Annotated in this window: 14 protein-coding genes and 1 pseudogene; 8 read left to right on the top strand and 7 right to left on the bottom strand. The window is 69.0% G+C overall.

The annotated features are described in order from the left end of the window. Positions 1 to 4 precede the first annotated feature (4 nt). Both mnmA and P5F91_RS22000 read right to left on the bottom strand, forming a co-directional pair. Positions 5 to 1,141: a tRNA 2-thiouridine(34) synthase MnmA gene (mnmA, locus tag P5F91_RS22005; RefSeq protein WP_277908272.1), complete on the bottom strand. Its 1,137-nt coding sequence runs from the start codon at positions 1,139 to 1,141 to the stop codon at positions 5 to 7. A gap of 151 nt (positions 1,142 to 1,292) precedes the next feature. Next, positions 1,293 to 1,607 (bottom strand): ferredoxin family 2Fe-2S iron-sulfur cluster binding protein, encoded by a 315-nt coding sequence (locus P5F91_RS22000; protein ID WP_040848268.1) that lies wholly within the window; start codon positions 1,605 to 1,607, stop codon positions 1,293 to 1,295. 214 nt (positions 1,608 to 1,821) lie between these two features. On the opposite strand from P5F91_RS22000, the gene P5F91_RS21995 reads away from it, so the two are divergent. Then, the gene (locus P5F91_RS21995) at positions 1,822 to 2,520 is read left to right on the top strand and encodes a hypothetical protein (RefSeq protein WP_145608700.1); all 699 of its coding nucleotides are present in this window, start codon (positions 1,822 to 1,824) and stop codon (positions 2,518 to 2,520) included. Positions 2,521 to 2,630: 110 nt separating this feature from the next. Next, positions 2,631 to 4,640: a CocE/NonD family hydrolase gene (locus P5F91_RS21990; protein WP_277908271.1), complete on the top strand. Its 2,010-nt coding sequence runs from the start codon at positions 2,631 to 2,633 to the stop codon at positions 4,638 to 4,640. A 25-nt stretch (positions 4,641 to 4,665) separates the two neighbouring features. Here the strand turns inward: P5F91_RS21990 and P5F91_RS21985 are convergent. The 4 genes and pseudogenes from P5F91_RS21985 to cysE form a co-directional block, all read right to left on the bottom strand. After that, positions 4,666 to 5,409, bottom strand: a pseudogene (locus P5F91_RS21985) (YoaK family protein); the annotation flags it as partial. A 173-nt stretch (positions 5,410 to 5,582) separates the two neighbouring features. Continuing rightward, positions 5,583 to 6,263 carry a hypothetical protein gene (locus tag P5F91_RS21980; protein ID WP_145608702.1) on the bottom strand — a complete coding sequence of 227 codons (681 nt, stop codon included), beginning with the start codon at positions 6,261 to 6,263 and terminating at the stop codon, positions 5,583 to 5,585. 81 nt (positions 6,264 to 6,344) lie between these two features. Beyond that, the gene (locus P5F91_RS21975; RefSeq protein ID WP_277908270.1) at positions 6,345 to 7,580 is read right to left on the bottom strand and encodes a cysteine desulfurase family protein; all 1,236 of its coding nucleotides are present in this window, start codon (positions 7,578 to 7,580) and stop codon (positions 6,345 to 6,347) included. Further along, positions 7,550 to 8,305 carry a serine O-acetyltransferase gene (gene cysE / locus P5F91_RS21970; protein WP_145608703.1) on the bottom strand — a complete coding sequence of 252 codons (756 nt, stop codon included), beginning with the start codon at positions 8,303 to 8,305 and terminating at the stop codon, positions 7,550 to 7,552. The genes P5F91_RS21975 and cysE overlap by 31 nt, the downstream gene beginning before the upstream one ends. 260 nt (positions 8,306 to 8,565) lie before the next feature. On the opposite strand from cysE, the gene P5F91_RS21965 reads away from it, so the two are divergent. Both P5F91_RS21965 and P5F91_RS21960 read left to right on the top strand, forming a co-directional pair. After that, complete coding sequence (locus P5F91_RS21965; RefSeq protein ID WP_145608704.1) at positions 8,566 to 9,222, top strand: alpha/beta hydrolase; 657 nt, start codon at positions 8,566 to 8,568, stop codon at positions 9,220 to 9,222. 91 nt (positions 9,223 to 9,313) lie between these two features. Beyond that, positions 9,314 to 10,123: a substrate-binding periplasmic protein gene (locus P5F91_RS21960; RefSeq protein ID WP_186454519.1), complete on the top strand. Its 810-nt coding sequence runs from the start codon at positions 9,314 to 9,316 to the stop codon at positions 10,121 to 10,123. A gap of 11 nt (positions 10,124 to 10,134) precedes the next feature. On the opposite strand, the gene P5F91_RS21955 is transcribed toward P5F91_RS21960, so the two are convergent. Next, a complete protein-coding gene (locus P5F91_RS21955) occupies positions 10,135 to 10,914 on the bottom strand; it encodes an SDR family NAD(P)-dependent oxidoreductase (protein WP_145608706.1) in 780 nt (259 codons plus the stop codon). A gap of 157 nt (positions 10,915 to 11,071) precedes the next feature. Here P5F91_RS21955 and P5F91_RS21950 point away from each other — a divergent pair, with 157 nt between their 5' ends. From P5F91_RS21950 to P5F91_RS21935, 4 genes are all read left to right on the top strand, one after another. Beyond that, positions 11,072 to 11,974 carry an AraC family transcriptional regulator gene (locus P5F91_RS21950; RefSeq protein ID WP_277908269.1) on the top strand — a complete coding sequence of 301 codons (903 nt, stop codon included), beginning with the start codon at positions 11,072 to 11,074 and terminating at the stop codon, positions 11,972 to 11,974. A 152-nt stretch (positions 11,975 to 12,126) separates the two neighbouring features. Beyond that, complete coding sequence (gene tyrS, locus P5F91_RS21945) at positions 12,127 to 13,398, top strand: tyrosine--tRNA ligase (RefSeq protein WP_145608708.1); 1,272 nt, start codon at positions 12,127 to 12,129, stop codon at positions 13,396 to 13,398. Further along, the gene (locus P5F91_RS21940; protein WP_277908268.1) at positions 13,398 to 13,718 is read left to right on the top strand and encodes a hypothetical protein; all 321 of its coding nucleotides are present in this window, start codon (positions 13,398 to 13,400) and stop codon (positions 13,716 to 13,718) included. The genes tyrS and P5F91_RS21940 overlap by 1 nt, the downstream gene beginning before the upstream one ends. A gap of 258 nt (positions 13,719 to 13,976) precedes the next feature. Beyond that, complete coding sequence (locus P5F91_RS21935) at positions 13,977 to 15,185, top strand: hypothetical protein (protein ID WP_277908267.1); 1,209 nt, start codon at positions 13,977 to 13,979, stop codon at positions 15,183 to 15,185. The last annotated feature ends 102 nt before the right edge of the window (positions 15,186 to 15,287 follow it).

The following is a 15,287-nucleotide window of genomic DNA, read 5'->3' as shown; positions in this document are numbered from 1 at the left end:
GAGCTTACGCCGCGCCCACGATCCAGCCGCCACCCAAGACACGGTCATCCTGGTAAAACACGGCGGCCTGGCCGGGGGCGACACCGAACTGGGGCTGGTCCAGTTCAATGGTGGCTGCCCCCTGGGTATCCAGGAACAGGCGGGCCGCTAGGGCCGGCTGGGCGGAGCGCAACTTGACCGTCACGGGCACGCCATCGGTTGGGATGGCACCGCCCAGCCAGTTCACCTCGCGCACGGTCACGCGGGTCCGGGCCAGGGCCGCGCGCGGGCCCACCACCACCTGGGCGCTGGCGGCATCCACGCGCACCACGTAAAGCGGGTCGGTATCGCCGCCGGGCTCCACCGCCAGGGCGGCGTTGCCGCCCAACCCTAAGCCCTTGCGCTGGCCCACGGTGTAGTTGATGACGCCGTCATGCCGGCCCAGCACACGGCCATCGACATGGACGATGTCGCCCGGCGTCACGGCACCGGGACGCAGGCGGTTCACCACGGCGGCGTAGGAGCCGTTGGGGACGAAACAGATGTCCTGGCTGTCCGGCTTGTCGGCCACCGGCAGGTTGTAGCGGTCGGCCAGCGCCCGGGTTTCCGTCTTGGGCATGCCGCCCAAGGGAAAGCGCAGGAAGTCCAGCTGCGCCTGGGTGGTGGCGAACAGGAAATAGCTCTGGTCCTTGGCCGGGTCGGCGGCACGATGCAACTCGGCGCCGTTTGCCCCTTGCACCCGGCGCACGTAATGGCCGGTGGCCAGCGCCTCCGCCCCTAGATCGCGGGCCTGGTCCAGCAGGTCACGGAACTTGACCCGCTGGTTGCAGCGCACGCAGGGGATGGGCGTTTCGCCGCGCAGGTAGCTGTCGGCGAAATCCTGCATCACCGCGTCGGAGAAGCGGGATTCGTAGTCCAGGACGTAATGAGGGATGCCGATGGTCTCGGCCACGCGCGAGGCGTCGTAGATGTCCTGGCCGGCGCAGCAGGCCCCCTTGCGCCCCACGGCCATGCCGTGGTCGTACAGTTGCAGGGTGACGCCCACCACGTCGTAGCCTTCCTCCTTCAGGAGGGCCGCGGTGACCGAGCTGTCCACTCCGCCGGACATGGCGACTACCACGCGGGTGTCAGCCGGCGCCTTATCGAAGCCTAGGGAATTCATGGGCCCGCATATGGGCCAAGATGCGCCAAAGCGCAAGCGCGGCCTGGCGGTCATTCCCGCAAGGCCGGCCTGTGTGTTTGCACGCCCTCATACGCCGGGCGCCCGCGGTCGCGGGCTACAACGGCATGAGGAGAACCTCATGCCGTCGGCATCACTTGGCGCCCGGCAGCTGCACGACCAGGCCGTCCAGCTCTTCGGAAATGCGGATCTGGCAACCCAGGCGCGACGTCTTGGTCAGGCCGAACGCCAGGTCCAGCATGTCCTCCTCATCTTCCTTGGCATCCGGCAGCAGGTCGTACCATTCCGGCGCCACGACGACGTGGCAGGTCGAGCAAGCCAGCGAGCCCTCGCAGGCGCCTTCCAGATCGATGTTGTGCCGACGCGCGACCTCCAGGATCGACAGGCCCAGCGGGGCGTCCACCTCGCGGCGGGTTCCATCGGTCTCAACGAACGTCATCTTGGGCATGGGATCTGGATCACTCTGATAAGGGTTGGCCAATAAATGGGTCATCACCGGCGGGCGCCCCGGACGCCGCCCGGATCAGCCTGCTTTGGTAGAGGGCGGCGGCCCACTTGTAAAGATGGCGTCACGCATGCCGGCCGCCAACGGTGCGCCTGCGGCCGGGCGCGTCATGGAATCGACACGGACGGCGCTGTATGAAGGTCGGGAATCGCTGCCCATGACAGACAAGGCCCGTCCCATGCTGCCCCTTCGCTGGCTGTTGCCATCATTCCTGGCCCTCGCCCTGATGGCCCAGCCCGCCGTCGCGGCCAAACCCCAGGGCACAAAAGCGGCGCCGGGCGATGGTCCCCAGGGCATCGCCAACCTAAATCCCATCGCCCTTGAGTACGGCGTCAACACGCTGGACAACTTCGCCCCGGACGGCCGGACGGCCATCGTCATCCGCGCCTGGCGCGATAACGGCAACGCCTGGGGCCACGCCACCTACATGGTGTTGATGAAGCCGGCCGGCGGCGACCGCCACGGCTGGAACCTGGTGTCGGTGGAGGCGGAGACACCGCCCGGCGTCGCGGAAATCGTGCGGGACAGCCCGCACACCGGGGAGGACGCATTGCGATCCGTCGTCTTCGCCCACGGCACGGTGGAGGGCAAGCCGCAGACCTTGCTGTTGATCGCCACCCGCAAGATGGGTGACTCCGTCCCCGACCCGGCCCCCACCACCATCGCCGTCTATCAGCTGACCGCCAACGCCCAGGACGACGACCCCGTGGGCACCACCCCCGACACCTTCCGCCGCATCCGCAGCTGGCAGACCAAGAAGCCCTATTGCAGCAGCGACGCCGCGCTGGCAACCGAGCTGCACATCCCCCGCCCCGCCGACAGCGAGGCGCCGGAGACGGCCGACGGCTGTTCCTGACCCCATCCCAATCGCCGCTTCCGCCAGGATCCGTAATGGCTTAGCTTGACGGCCAAACGGTTCGGGCGCCGGATCGCCCGCAATTGGGCATTGGCTGGATGGGGAATGGCATGACGATGGGCAAGGGCGCGGCGTGCGCGGTGGCCGCCTTGGGTTTGGCGTTGACGCTGGCGGGGCCAATGGCGGCACCGGTGGCCCTGGCCCAAGGGGCGGCCCAGGGGGCCGCGCAACAGGGGCAGGACAAGCCCTACAGCGTGCCGGAACACTACACCAAGTATGAGTACCGCATTCCCATGCGCGACGGCGTGGAGCTGTTCACCGTCGTCTATGTGCCCAAGGACCAGTCCAAGACCTATCCCTTCCTAATGGTGCGCACGCCCTATGGTGTCGGCGCCCGGGTGGGCAGGGAGCTGTGGTACGGCAGCGAGGCCTATCCCAAGCAGCTGGGCCCGTCACCGGACTTCGACAAGTCCGGCTACATCTTCGTCTTCCAGGATGTGCGCGGCCGTTTCATGTCCGGCGCCAGCTGGGTGGAAATGCGGCCGCACATCGACGTCAAGAAGTCCAAGACGGACACGGACGACAGCAGCGACATGCACGACAGCGTGGATTGGCTGCTGAAGAACGTGCCGGGCAACAACGGCAAGGTCGGCATCTGGGGCATCAGCTACCCGGGCTTTTTCACCTCGGCCAGCATCATCGACAGCCATCCGGCCATCAAGGCGGCCTCGCCCCAGGCGCCGGTGACCGATCTGTATATGGGCGACGACGCCTATCACGGCGGCGCCTACATGCTGGCGGCCAACTTCAGCTTCTACGCCGCGTTCAAGCCGCAGAAGAACCCGACCACGGAACCGCGCGGCTGGTCGGATTATGATTTCGGCACCACCGACGGTTATGACTTCTACCTGAGGAAGGGCAGCCTGGCGCAGATCAGCGACCTGTTCAGCAAGGAGGACGGGATCAACTGGCGCGAAATGGTGGACCACCCCACCTACGACGACTACTGGAAGCCGCGCGCCATCGCCCCGCACCTGAAGAACATCAAGGCCGCCGTGCTGACCGTGGGCGGCTGGTTCGACGCGGAGGATCTGCACGGCCCCTTCACCACCTACAACGCCATCGAGGCGCAGAACCCCGGCACGCCCAACAACCTGGTGATCGGCCCGTGGGTGCACGGCGGCTGGGCCCGGTCCTACGGCCGCAAGCTGGGCGCGGTCGACTTCGCCTCAGACACCGGCGATTATTACCGCAAGAACATCCTCTTCCCCTTCTTCGAACAACACCTGAAGGGTGCGCCCGACCCCAAGCTGGCCAAGGCCACGGTGTTCGAGACGGGAACCAACGTCTGGCGCCAGTATGCCTCCTGGCCGCCCAAGCAGGCGCAGACCCGCACCCTGTACCTGCAGCCCGGCGGCGGCCTGGCCTGGACGGCGCCGACGGCCAAGAACGGGACCAAATTCGACGAATACGTCAGCGACCCGGCCCATCCCGTGCCCTACGTCGGCTACGTCACCACCGACGTGCCCAAGGAGTACATGGTGGCCGACCAGCGCTTCGCCACCACCCGGCCCGACGTGCTGGTCTACCAGACCGCCCCGCTGGAGAACGACGTCACCATCGTCGGGCCGGTGTCGCCCAAGCTGTTCGTCTCCACCTCGGGCACCGACAGCGACTGGGTGGTGAAGCTGATCGACGTCTATCCGCAGGACCTGCCGCCCGGTCAGGCCGGCGGGGCGGAGGGGTCAACCGACCCCAAGGCCGACGTGCCGCCGCCGTCGGTCGATCTGGGCGGATACCAGCAGCTGGTGCGCGGCGATCCGCTGCGAGCCAAGTTCCGCAACAGCTTCGAAAAGCCGGAACCCATGGTGCCGGACCAGGTGACGCCCATCCGCTACGCCCTGGCCGACGTCAACCACACCTTCCGCCGCGGCCACCGCATCATGGTGCAGATTCAAAGCAGCTGGTTCCCGCTGACGGACCGCAACCCGCAAACCTTCGTCGACATCCCCAACGCCAAGCCGGAGGACTTCAAGGCCGCGCGCGAACGCGTCTACCGCAGCCCCGACTACCCGTCGGCACTGGAGGTGCGGGTGATGCCGGGGGTGGGCGCGCCCTGAGCCGTCAGCGCCGAGCGGGCGCGCGCCGCAGGTCGTCGATCAGCGGCACGATGGCCAGCAGCAAAAGCAGCAGGGCCAACGGCACGGTCACGGAAAAGCCGATGGCCTTGAAGCCCAGGGCGCCCAGCACCCCGCCGATGAAGAACGACCCGACCAGGCTGGACAGCAGGCGCAGCTTGGCTAGGTCGGCGTGGACGCGGGTGGCGTCCTGGCCGGCGGCCCTGACGGCGTCCGGCGCCCGCCGGTTCCAATAGAGCATCTTGCCCAGCTCGATTCCGATATCCGTCACCATCCCCGTCAGGTGAGTGGTGCGGATGCGGGCGCGGGATATCTTGGTGATGATGGCGTTCTGCAGACCCATGATGAAGCACAGCAGCGGCACGGCCACGTCCAGGAAATAGGGAACCGCAGGGCGCAGCACGCCCAGCGCGCCGAAAAGCAGCAGCAGGGCGGCCTCAAGCAACAGGGGCAAGGCGTACTGGCTGGTGTTGGCCCGGCGCCGGCCCCAGTTGATCAGGATGGCGGAACAGGCGGCGCCGGCCAGGAAGGCGCCCAGGGCGCGCAGCCCCATCAGAACCATGTCGGTGGCGCCCAGCACCAGGTTGTCGGCCAGGCCCGACACCACCCCCGACATGTGCGACGTGTACTGACCCACCGCCAGGAACCCCCCGGCATTGGTCATGCCGGCGACGAAGCACAAGGCCACGGCCAGCTGCGTATCCTCCCGGTCGCCGCGTTCCGGCGCGATCAGGCGTCGCAGACGGTCCAGCGGCCCCGCAGGGCCCGGCCGCCGGGCGCCGTCGTCAAAGGAGGAAACGCTGGCGTAAGTCTTGTCCATGCCCCGCACCCGGTGGCTGCCGGGCGGCCCAGGCGCCGCCCATCCCCAAACATAGCGCCGGAGGGCGGGGGGTGATCAAGGATGGGGATCGACGGGGGCGTGTCTCAATCCAGGTCAGGCGGCGTCACGGCGCCCAGCGCCTCACCCAGCTGCTGGCACAGGGCCAGGCGCTCGGCCAGTGCCGGCACGGCGGCGAGGTTGTCGTTGTGGAAGGCTGCGGACAGGTCCACCAGGGTGCCGGCGATGGCGCCGATGACGCCCAGGGTCGCCTGCTCCAGCTGGTCCTCATCCACCGGGTTGGCGGCGTGCAGTTCCGCCACCTGGGCCGCCAGATCAGCCATGTCGGCATCCTCCGGCCCCTTGCCCGGCGTGCCCGGCAGGTCGCCGTCCGGGCGCACCAGGTCCAGGAGATAGCGGGCGCGGGCCGCGGGATCGCGCAGGGTGGCGTAGGCCTGTTCCACCGCCTGGCGGTGCCGGTCAGCCAAGGCGCGTTCCTGGGGCCCGCGCGACTTCAGCCGTTCCGGATCCAGGATGCGGATGAAGCCGGTCCGCTGGCGGTCCAGCACCGCGCGCTCGACATCGAAGCGGCGTTCCAGGTTCAGGCGTGCGAAGGCGTCCAGGTCGGCCGGCGGCTGGATGGAGCCGCAGTTGTGGCAGAACAGCGCCCGGCCGGAGACCGGCTTGCCACAGGCCCAGCAATCCCCCATGCCGCCCGGCACCACGCCGGAGACACCCTGTCCCGCTCCGTTCTGCGGGGCTTTGTTCCCACCACTACCTTCGGCCATGCGCCCGCCTACCCCTGCTTCACCCCGCCCCCGGGGAGTCATACCCTAGCCCGGCCTTCTTAAGCCAGCCGGGGCGCAACCCTACTGCTGCCGCACCGTCTGCGAAATGACAGACTGCCTATCCTGTGGCGATAGATGGGCCTGCTGTGCCGCCGGTGCCGGCGCACGACGGCCGTGCAGAGCCGTCCAGGCGTCGGCGAACTGGCGCACCTCATCTTCGGTGGTCGACCAGCCCAGGCTGACGCGGATGGCGCAACCGGCCAGATCCGGGCCTATTCCCATGGCCGCCAGCACGTGGGAAGCCGCAACCTTGCCGCTGGAACAGGCGGAGCCACTGCTGACGGCATAGCCCGCCAGATCCAGCGCCATCACTTGCGTTTCCCCCCGCCAGCCGGGCGTCACCAGGCAACTGGTATTGGCCACGCGCTCCGCCCTGGCGCCGGCCACGACCAATTCCGGCGCCGCCGCCCGCAGGCGCGCCTCCAACCCGTCGCGCAAGACCGCCAGCCGGTTGAAGGCGCCGGCGTCGCAGGCCGCCGCCGCCGCGCCGAAGCCGACGATGCCGGCCACGTTCTCCGTCCCCGCCCGCCGCCGCCGCTCCTGTCCGCCACCGCGCAGGATGGGGGCCAGGGGGGCGCCGTCGCGCACGGCCAGGGTGCCCACGCCCTGGGGCCCGCCGATCTTGTGGGCGGAAACGGTCAGGTAATCGGGCGCGAGGGCGGCCCAGTCCCAGGCCAGGCGGCCCACCGCCTGGCTGGCGTCGCAATGAAACAGGGCGCCGTGGCGCCGCACCAGGGTCGCCACCTCGGCCACCGGCTGGATGACGCCGGTCTCGTTGTTCACCGCCATGAGCGACAGGAAGGCCGGGCGGCCGGCATTCCCCAGCATCGTGTCCAGCGCGCCCAAATCGACCACGCCATCCGGGTTGACTGGGCAGCGGCCGGCCCCCGGGGTCGCCTCCAGCACGCTGGCATGCTCGATGGCGCTGGTGATGACGGGGCGCTCGCCGGCGCTGGCCAGCGCCAGGGCGTTGGCCTCCGTCCCGCTGCCGGTGAAGATCAGGGTGGCGGGGGGGAGGTTCAGCAGTGCCGCCACCTGGCGGCGCGCCACCTCCACCCGCCGCCGCGCCTCACGCCCCTGGGCATGGACGGAGGAGGGGTTCCCCGGCAGGGACAGCGCCGCCACCATGGCCGCGACGGCCTCGGGCCGGGGCGGGCAGGTGCCGTTATGGTCGAGATAGATCGACGGCATCAGGGTGAACCGGTTGGAAGGGACGGTCAGGCCGTTCAGCAGGGTGGGCGGCCGGACTTGCCGCACTCCTCATCCCCGACGCCGGCCCGGGCCATCTGGGGGGCGATCATCTCGGGGGTGACCAAGGGGACGATGGGGGCCGCCTGCTCCAGCTCCTCGATGCGGCGGCTGAGGGTGCTGACCTGGTCGGTCAGCGCCTGCAGGGCACGGGCCACGGGGTCGGGCAGGTTGTTGCAGGGCGTGCCGTAGGCCAGGAACTGGTCCTTTTCCGTCTTGGCCTTGGCCGTGACGGCGCGGGCCGGAATGCCCACCATGGTGGCGCCCGCCGCGACGTCGGCCACCACCACCGCGTTGGCGCCGATGCGCGCCCCCGATCCGATGGTTATGGCGCCCAGGATCTTGGCGCCCGCGCCGATGATGACATTGTCGCCCACGGTGGGATGGCGCTTGCCCTTGCTGAGCGAGGTACCGCCCAGGGTGACCGCGTGATAGAGGTGGACGTTGCGGCCGATCTCCGCCGTCTCGCCGATCACCACGCCCATGCCATGGTCGATGAAGAATCCCTCGCCTATGGTGGCGCCGGGGTGGATTTCGATGCCGGTGCCCATGCGGGCCAGGTGCGAAATGAATCGGCCCAGCGTCGGCCAGCCGTTACGCCAGCAGTGGTTGGCCAGGCGGTACAACAGCACAGCATGTAGGCCCGGATAGCACAGCAGCACCTCCAGGGTGGAGCGCGCCGCCGGGTCGCGGGCTTTAATACCCTCGATCTCTTCTTGAAGACGCTTGAACACCGATGCGCTCGCTGTGGTATAAATCGCGCCCGGAATGGTCGTCTGCCATCATTGCAGCCTGGCCGTCCCGAGAAACGGGGGGTCAGATTGTCCGATGCGTCCGCACATGGCTCCAGGAGGCCCAGCCTTGCGATATAAGATCGCGTGCCTGCGGGGTCAAGCGATGCCAGCGCCACGGGCCTTGATGTGGCTGTTTTCCCCCCGTGCAGGTTCCAACGGTACGGGTACCACGTTCCATACAGCAGCGGAAACGGAGCACGATGCCTGAAGTCATCATCAATGGACCGGCCGGCCGGATCGAGGGGCGCTACCTTCACGGCAAGTCGACCAACGCCCCCATCGCCCTGCTGCTGCATCCGCACCCGCAGTACGGCGGGACCATGAACAACAAGGTGGTCTACACCCTGTTCCACGCCTTCGCGCAGCGCGGCTTCTCTTGCCTGCGCTTCAACTTCCGTGGCGTCGGCCGCAGCCAGGGTACCTATGACCGGGGCGAGGGCGAGCTGTCGGACGCCGCGTCGGCGCTGGATTGGCTGCAGACCTACAATCCCAACGCCACGGCCTGCTGGATCGGCGGCTTCTCCTTCGGCGCCTGGATCGGCATGCAGCTGCTGATGCGCCGGCCGGAGATCGACGGATTCGTGTCGGTGGCCCCGCCCGCCAACATGTTCGACTTCAGCTTCCTGGCGCCCTGCCCCTCCTCCGGCCTGATCGTCCACGGCGACAAGGATGAATTGGTGCCGGACGCGGCGGTGACCAAGCTGGTCAACAAGCTGTCCAACCAGCGCGACATCAAGATCGACTTCAAGAAGGTCGAGGGCGCCAACCACTTCTTCAACGACCGGTCCGACGCGTTGAATGAGGTCGTGGGCACCTACCTGGACAACAATCTGGGCAAGACGCTTGCCGCCGAATAGAAACGGACCAGCGTTTTCCCGAGTACGCACCCGGCCCGGACGACGTGCCCTGGCGGCCGTTTTCCGGGTGGCGGTCCTGATATCATGCGGCATGGCGCTGGGCTATCCGCCGCCGGCGCGCGCGGTCATCGATGACGCGCCCCCACCCAACCCCACGCTGGTGATGGTCTTCGCGGAGCAGCCGCCCGTGCTGAACTGGAACCGCGAAACGCAGCAGCCCTACGGCCCCCTGGTCGACACCATGAACCGGGTGGCGGCCCGCGCCGGCCTGACCCTGGTGTGGCAGGAGCCGTGGACCCGGCGACGGCTGCTGAACGACCTGGACTCCGGCCGCCAGCCCCTGTGCACTCTGAACTGGGCGTTGACGCCCGACCGGGCCCGCCGTTTCAAATTCACCGATCCGTTGGGGCCGGCACCGGATTGGGTGCTGCTGGTCCGGGCGAGCGACCCGCGCATCGGCACCAACCCGACGCTGGCGGACCTGCTGACCCGCCCGGACCTGGTCTTCGGCTTTTCCGACGGGTCATGGGCGGACGAACGCTACGTCCAGCCGGGGCGCCCTCACCAACCAGGGGCTGACCAACCAGGGGCCGGCCAACCAGGGGCTGCCCCCACGCCCGACGCCCCCAACCGGGAGCGGGTGCGCGGCGGCCAGAGCACCCTGGTGGCCATGGTGGCCAAGGGCCGCATCGACTTCGCCCTTATCAACCGCCTGGCGTTGGACCGCATGCTGGCGGAACGGCACATCTCCCCGGCGGACCTGCGGATCATCCCCACGCCCGACGCCGGCCCCAGCCAGCCGGGCCGCGTCATGTGCACCCAGTCGACCGCCAGCGCCCTGATCGACCGCCTGAACCAGGCCATCGCCGAAGAGGCCCGCGTGCCCATGGCCGGCGATTGAGGCCTTCCGCCTCACAGCACCATGCCGCCCGACACCTCGATGCGCTGGCCGTTGACCCAGCGGTTGGCCTCGGTCAGCAGGCCGGCGATCATGGGACCGATGTCCTCGGGCAAACCGGGACGGCCCAGGGCGGTCATATCCGACACCCGCTTGTTGACCTCGGGATTGTCGCGGACGATGCCGCCGCTGAAATCGGTCATGACGGCGCCGGGGGCGACCGTGTTGGCGGCGATGCGGCGCTCGCCCAATTCCTTGGCCAGATAGCGCGTCAGAACCTCGACCGCTCCCTTCATGGCGGCGTAGGCGGCGCTGCCGGGAACACAGACGCGGGTCAGGCCGGTGGAAACATTCACGATGCGGCCGCCGTCGTTCATGAGGGGCAACAGCGCCTGGGTCAGGAAGAACACGCCCTTGAAATGCACGTTGTAGAGGGTGTCCAGCTCCGCTTCCGTCGTCGTGGCGATGGCGTTGTGGTGCGAGGTGCCGGCGTTGTTCACCAGGAAATCAAAGCGCTCCACGCCCCAGTCCGCCAGCAGGGCCCGCACCTGGTCGACGAAGCTGCCGAAGGTGACGGGCGCACCGGTGTCGAGCCGCAGGGCCGCCGCCTTGGCGCCCAGCCCTTCGACCGCCGCCACCACCTTGTCCGCCTCAGCCCCATTGGCGTGATAGGTGAAGATCACGTCCATGCCGTCGCGGGCCAGGGCCAGGACGGTACTGCGGCCCAGGCCACGGCTGCCACCCGTCACGATCGCCACCTTGCCCTTTGACACCACTGAATTTTCCAAGGTCATCGCTCATCTCCGTGCGAATGGGTGTTGACCTGGAAGATAGGCGCCGGCCCGTTTCGCTTGAATGCCGGAACCCCGCTAGTTCTTGCCTGATCCTGCTCGGCTTCCCACTTCCTGACGCAACGGCCCCCAAGCGGGGCGCCAAGCGAGAGTATGGGACATGTTGGACGCCCTGGTTGAGGCGGTGACCCGCTATACGGACGCGCAAAGCGGAACCAGCCCCTATCCCACCGCCATCGACGGCTTCATCGTCATGCGCACCAACCAGCAGAAGCCGCCTTCGCACATCATCCACAAGCCGGCCCTGTGCCTGGTGGTTCAGGGCGCCAAATGGACGGCCTTCGGCGACCGGCGCTATCACTACCGTGCCGGACAGGCCCTGATGGTCAATGTGGAGATGCCGGCCTCCGGCCAGGTCAGCGAGGCCAGCCCGGACAAACCCTACCTGGGCATCGTCATCCAGCTGGACCTGGGCATCCTGCGCGAGGTGTGGGAGGGGCTGGACACCCCCCTGCCCGTCAGCGACGCTACCGGCCCGGGCGTCTTCGTCACCGACTTCGACGGCCCCCTGGCCGACTGCGCCCTGCGCGCCGTGCGCCTGCTGGACCGGCCCCAGGCCATTCCGGTGCTGTATCCCACCATCATGCGCGAGATCTGCTACTGGCTGCTGAGCGGCCCGCATGGCGCGGAGGTCGCGCGCATGACCTTGGCCCAGAACCACACCCAGCGTGTCATCAACGCCATCCACATGCTGCGGGCGCGCTACACCGACGCCATCCGGGTGGACGAGCTGGCGGCCGTCGCCCAGCTGAGCCCCTCGGCCTTTCACCGGCATTTCAAGGCCCTGACCTCCATGACGCCGCTGCAGTACCAAAAGCGGCTGCGCCTGCTGGAAGCGCGGCGCCTGATGGTCTCGGGCGCGGTCAACGTCGAGGACGCGGCCTTCCAGGTCGGATACGAAAGCCCGTCGCAGTTCAGCCGCGAATACGCCCGCATGTTCGGCGCGCCGCCCCGGCGCGACACGGAAGCGTTGCGCCGGCTGGAAGGGAGCCGGGCGGCCTGACCAAGGGCGCGATACCGACACACCCGGTGCCGGCACCCATTCCCGACGAAGAACCCGGCTGGCTTTACGGGCCGGCGTTTTATAGGAATGGGGGATGTGATAACAGACGTCTTCCTTTTCGGCAGACGTTTCCCAGCTGGCAGAGTTCATCCATGAACAGCGCGTCCCCCTACGCCCCCAAGTCCGAGTTCCTGCGCGTCATGACGGAGCGCGGGTTCTTCCACCAGTGCACCGATATGGAGGCGCTGGACGCCGCCTTCCTGGCCGGGCCGGTGACGGGCTATATCGGCTTCGACGCGACGGCGGACAGTCTGCACGTGGGCAGCCTGGTGCAGATCATGATCCTGCGCTGGCTGCAGCGGACGGGGAACCGGCCCATCGCGCTGATGGGCGGCGGCACCACCAAGATCGGCGACCCCTCGGGCAAGGATGAATCCCGCCAGCTGCTGACCAACGACGCCATCGCCCAGAACATTCTGGGCATACGCAAGCCCATGGATCGGCTGCTGGATTTCAACGACGGGCCCAACGGCGCCATCCTGGCCAACAACGCCGATTGGCTGGATGAGCTGGCCTACATCCCCTTCCTGCGCGACGTGGGCCGCCACTTCACCATCAACCGCATGCTGACCTTCGATTCCGTGAAGACGCGGCTGGACCGGGAACAGCCGCTGACCTTCCTGGAATTCAACTACATGATCCTCCAGGCGTACGACTTCGTGGAGCTGAACCGCCGCTTTGGCTGCCAGCTGCAGTGCGGCGGGTCGGACCAGTGGGGCAACATCGTCAACGGCGTGGAGCTGGGCCGGCGCGTGTCGCAGGCGGCCCTATTCGGCCTGACCGCCCCGCTGCTGACCACCGCGTCCGGCGCCAAGATGGGCAAGACCGCCAACGGCGCCGTCTGGCTGAATCCGGAGCGCCTGAGCGATTGGGACTTCTGGCAGTATTGGCGCAACACCGAAGACGCGGACGTCGGCCGCTTCCTGCGGCTGTTCACCGAGCTGCCGCTGGATGAGATCGCGCGGCTGGAGGCCCTGCAGGGGGCCGAGATCAACGAGGCCAAAAAGATCCTGGCCAACGCCGTCACCGCTCTGATGCGGGGGGAGGAAGCCGGGGCCGCCGCCGCAGAGACCGCCCGCCAGACGTTCGAGCAGGGCGCGACCTCAGAAGGCCTGCCCAGCATCGACGTCGGCCTGGCGGAACTGGAGGAGGGCATCCCCGCCTATGCCCTGCTGCTGCGTTCCGGCCTGGCGGGCAGCAACGGCGAGGCCCGGCGCCTGATCAAGGGCGGCGGCGCCAAGGTCAACGACATCCGCATCGCCGATGAGCAGGCCAAGATCACCGCCGCCGACATCACCGACGGCGACATCATCAAGCTGTCGTCCGGCAAGAAGAACCACGCCCTGGTGAAGGTCGCCCGCTGATGCCCTTCCAAGTGAACGGGGGCCGGGGCATGATCCTGCGCCTGGTGCTGGTGGGCATGGCGGCGCTGGTCGCTCTGTTCGGCACGCTGGGCGTGGTCGTGGGCCTGCGGGTGTCGGCGGTTCTGCTGGGCCTGGGTTTCCTGGCCGCCCTGTTGCGGGTGTGGACCAAGGTGAAGCCGGAACGGCGCCTGCGCGCGACCCTGCGGCTGGTGCTGTTCTCCGCCCTGATCCTGGTGCTGATCGAGCGGCTGGCCGTGCTGGGCGGCTATGGCGTGCAACTGCATGAGGGCCTGCGCCTGGCCTTCGGCCTGGCGCTATGACCCCCGCCTGTCCATAGGACTCAAGGCCCCCTGCGCGTGACGGCGTTGCCCGTCCGAACGGCATAGGTGCAGCACCTTGCGGGCTGCCGCGAACCTGCCAGACTGTGCCCTTGGGTGGTCGCCAGGGGCGGCGCCACCCCGGGGATAGGCGGGGGCGCCATGTCGGGGGACGGCAGGGATCAGGGGGCCGCGATCGCGCAGACGGTCGACGCGGCCATAACCGGGGCGGCGGTTTCGGCACACCCGCCGGCCGGCCCCGTGGCCCGGTGCCTTTACCGCGCCCGCGCCGGCCTGGGCCGGTGGATGACCATCGCCTGGACCCTGGCCCTGATCTGGCTGCGCGCCCTTCGGCACCGCGCGGGTGCCGCCCTGTTCGGACGTACCCGCGCCTGGGGGCAGCGCCTGTCCTTGTTCCTGACCCTGACCGGCCCGCAGGTCGCCGCCGGCACCTTGCGCCACTGGCGCGACCGTGCGCTGGACAACGCCGCCCGCCACATGCGGGACCCGCGCGGCACCGGCGCGTCCGCCCGCCTGCGCCGCGCCTGGATCGCCCTGGCCGTGCGGGCGGGCTATGTCCTGGACCACCAGGCGAGCCGCCTGACCTGGCGCCTGGCCCGCACCCTGCGGGTGATGGAGCGGCAGGCCGCCGCCCCGGCCCGGCTGGGCCCGCCGCCCCGCAGGGGCCCGGGCGCCCTGTCGCGCCTGGCCGCCCGCCTTGCAGCCATAGGCTGGGGCGTGCTTGAAAGGCTGGCCAAGGGCCTTGACAGGGGGGGCCGACTGGTTTGGCGGATCAGCGCGGCAGGCAACGCGGTCACCGGCCGGTTCGGTCACGCCATCCTGCGCCTGGGTCGAACCTGGGGCGCGACGGGTCTGGCGCTGCTGCGCCGACTCCACGCCCGTCTGCGGCCAGCAACCGCATCCGCCCGGCAGTGGCTGGCGCACCATCTGCGCCCTGTGGGGCGGACGGCGCGTGATATCTTCCAGACCGCCCTGGCCCGCGCCCGCACCTATCCGTGGCGCCGCCTGGGCGCCCGCCTGCTGGTGCCCGCACAATGCGCCGCCGGCATTCTGTTCGGCCTCAGCCTGCTGCGCCGGGGCGACACGGTGCACATGCTGGCCGGCGGCCTGCTGGCCACCGCCTTCGTGCTGATGGCCATCATTTACACCTGGATGCAGGCCCACCAGCCCAAGGTGGAGGCGCCCGGCACGGCAGCGGCCGAAGAGACGACCGAGCCGGCGGACCTGCCGGAACCGGCGCCGATGGCGGAGACGCCCGTCGAAAAGACGATCGACCCGCCGCCCTTGGCGGCGCTGCAGACGGTGGCGCCGCGGGCGGTGGCGCCGCCCGAGATATCGTCGCCCGAGACGCCCCTGCCCAAGCCCCGGCGCAAGCGGACGCGGCGTAAGGCCGCGGCATCGCCACCGCCCGCCCCGCCATTGGCCGGCGATCTGGCAACGGGCGCCTGAGCCAAGGCGGCGCACAAGTGCCGGCTGAAAATGGCCCCCTGCCATCACCTCATAATGGCATTGATTTGCGTCGCCCCTGCAATACCATGGACGCTAACACCC

The sequence above is a fragment of the Nitrospirillum amazonense genome (assembly GCF_029594735.1).
GTDB classification, from domain to species: domain Bacteria; phylum Pseudomonadota; class Alphaproteobacteria; order Azospirillales; family Azospirillaceae; genus Nitrospirillum; species Nitrospirillum amazonense.
This window is presented reverse-complemented; position numbering and strand designations above follow the sequence as displayed.

Bases quoted from the DNA above. Each gene is read 5' to 3' on its own strand.
- P5F91_RS21980 (WP_145608702.1), bottom strand. From the start codon at position 6,263: ATGGCCGAAGGTAGTGGTGGGAACAAAGCCCCGCAGAACGGAGCGGGA.
- P5F91_RS21995 (WP_145608700.1), top strand. From the start codon at position 1,822: ATGACAGACAAGGCCCGTCCCATGCTGCCCCTTCGCTGGCTGTTGCCA.
- P5F91_RS21960 (WP_186454519.1), top strand. From the start codon at position 9,314: ATGGCGCTGGGCTATCCGCCGCCGGCGCGCGCGGTCATCGATGACGCG.
- P5F91_RS21965 (WP_145608704.1), top strand. From the start codon at position 8,566: ATGCCTGAAGTCATCATCAATGGACCGGCCGGCCGGATCGAGGGGCGC.
- P5F91_RS22000 (WP_040848268.1), bottom strand. From the start codon at position 1,607: ATGCCCAAGATGACGTTCGTTGAGACCGATGGAACCCGCCGCGAGGTG.
- P5F91_RS21940 (WP_277908268.1), top strand. From the start codon at position 13,398: ATGCCCTTCCAAGTGAACGGGGGCCGGGGCATGATCCTGCGCCTGGTG.
- P5F91_RS21950 (WP_277908269.1), top strand. From the start codon at position 11,072: ATGTTGGACGCCCTGGTTGAGGCGGTGACCCGCTATACGGACGCGCAA.
- tyrS (WP_145608708.1), top strand. From the start codon at position 12,127: ATGAACAGCGCGTCCCCCTACGCCCCCAAGTCCGAGTTCCTGCGCGTC.
- P5F91_RS21990 (WP_277908271.1), top strand. From the start codon at position 2,631: ATGACGATGGGCAAGGGCGCGGCGTGCGCGGTGGCCGCCTTGGGTTTG.
- mnmA (WP_277908272.1), bottom strand. From the start codon at position 1,141: ATGAATTCCCTAGGCTTCGATAAGGCGCCGGCTGACACCCGCGTGGTA.
- P5F91_RS21955 (WP_145608706.1), bottom strand. From the start codon at position 10,914: ATGACCTTGGAAAATTCAGTGGTGTCAAAGGGCAAGGTGGCGATCGTG.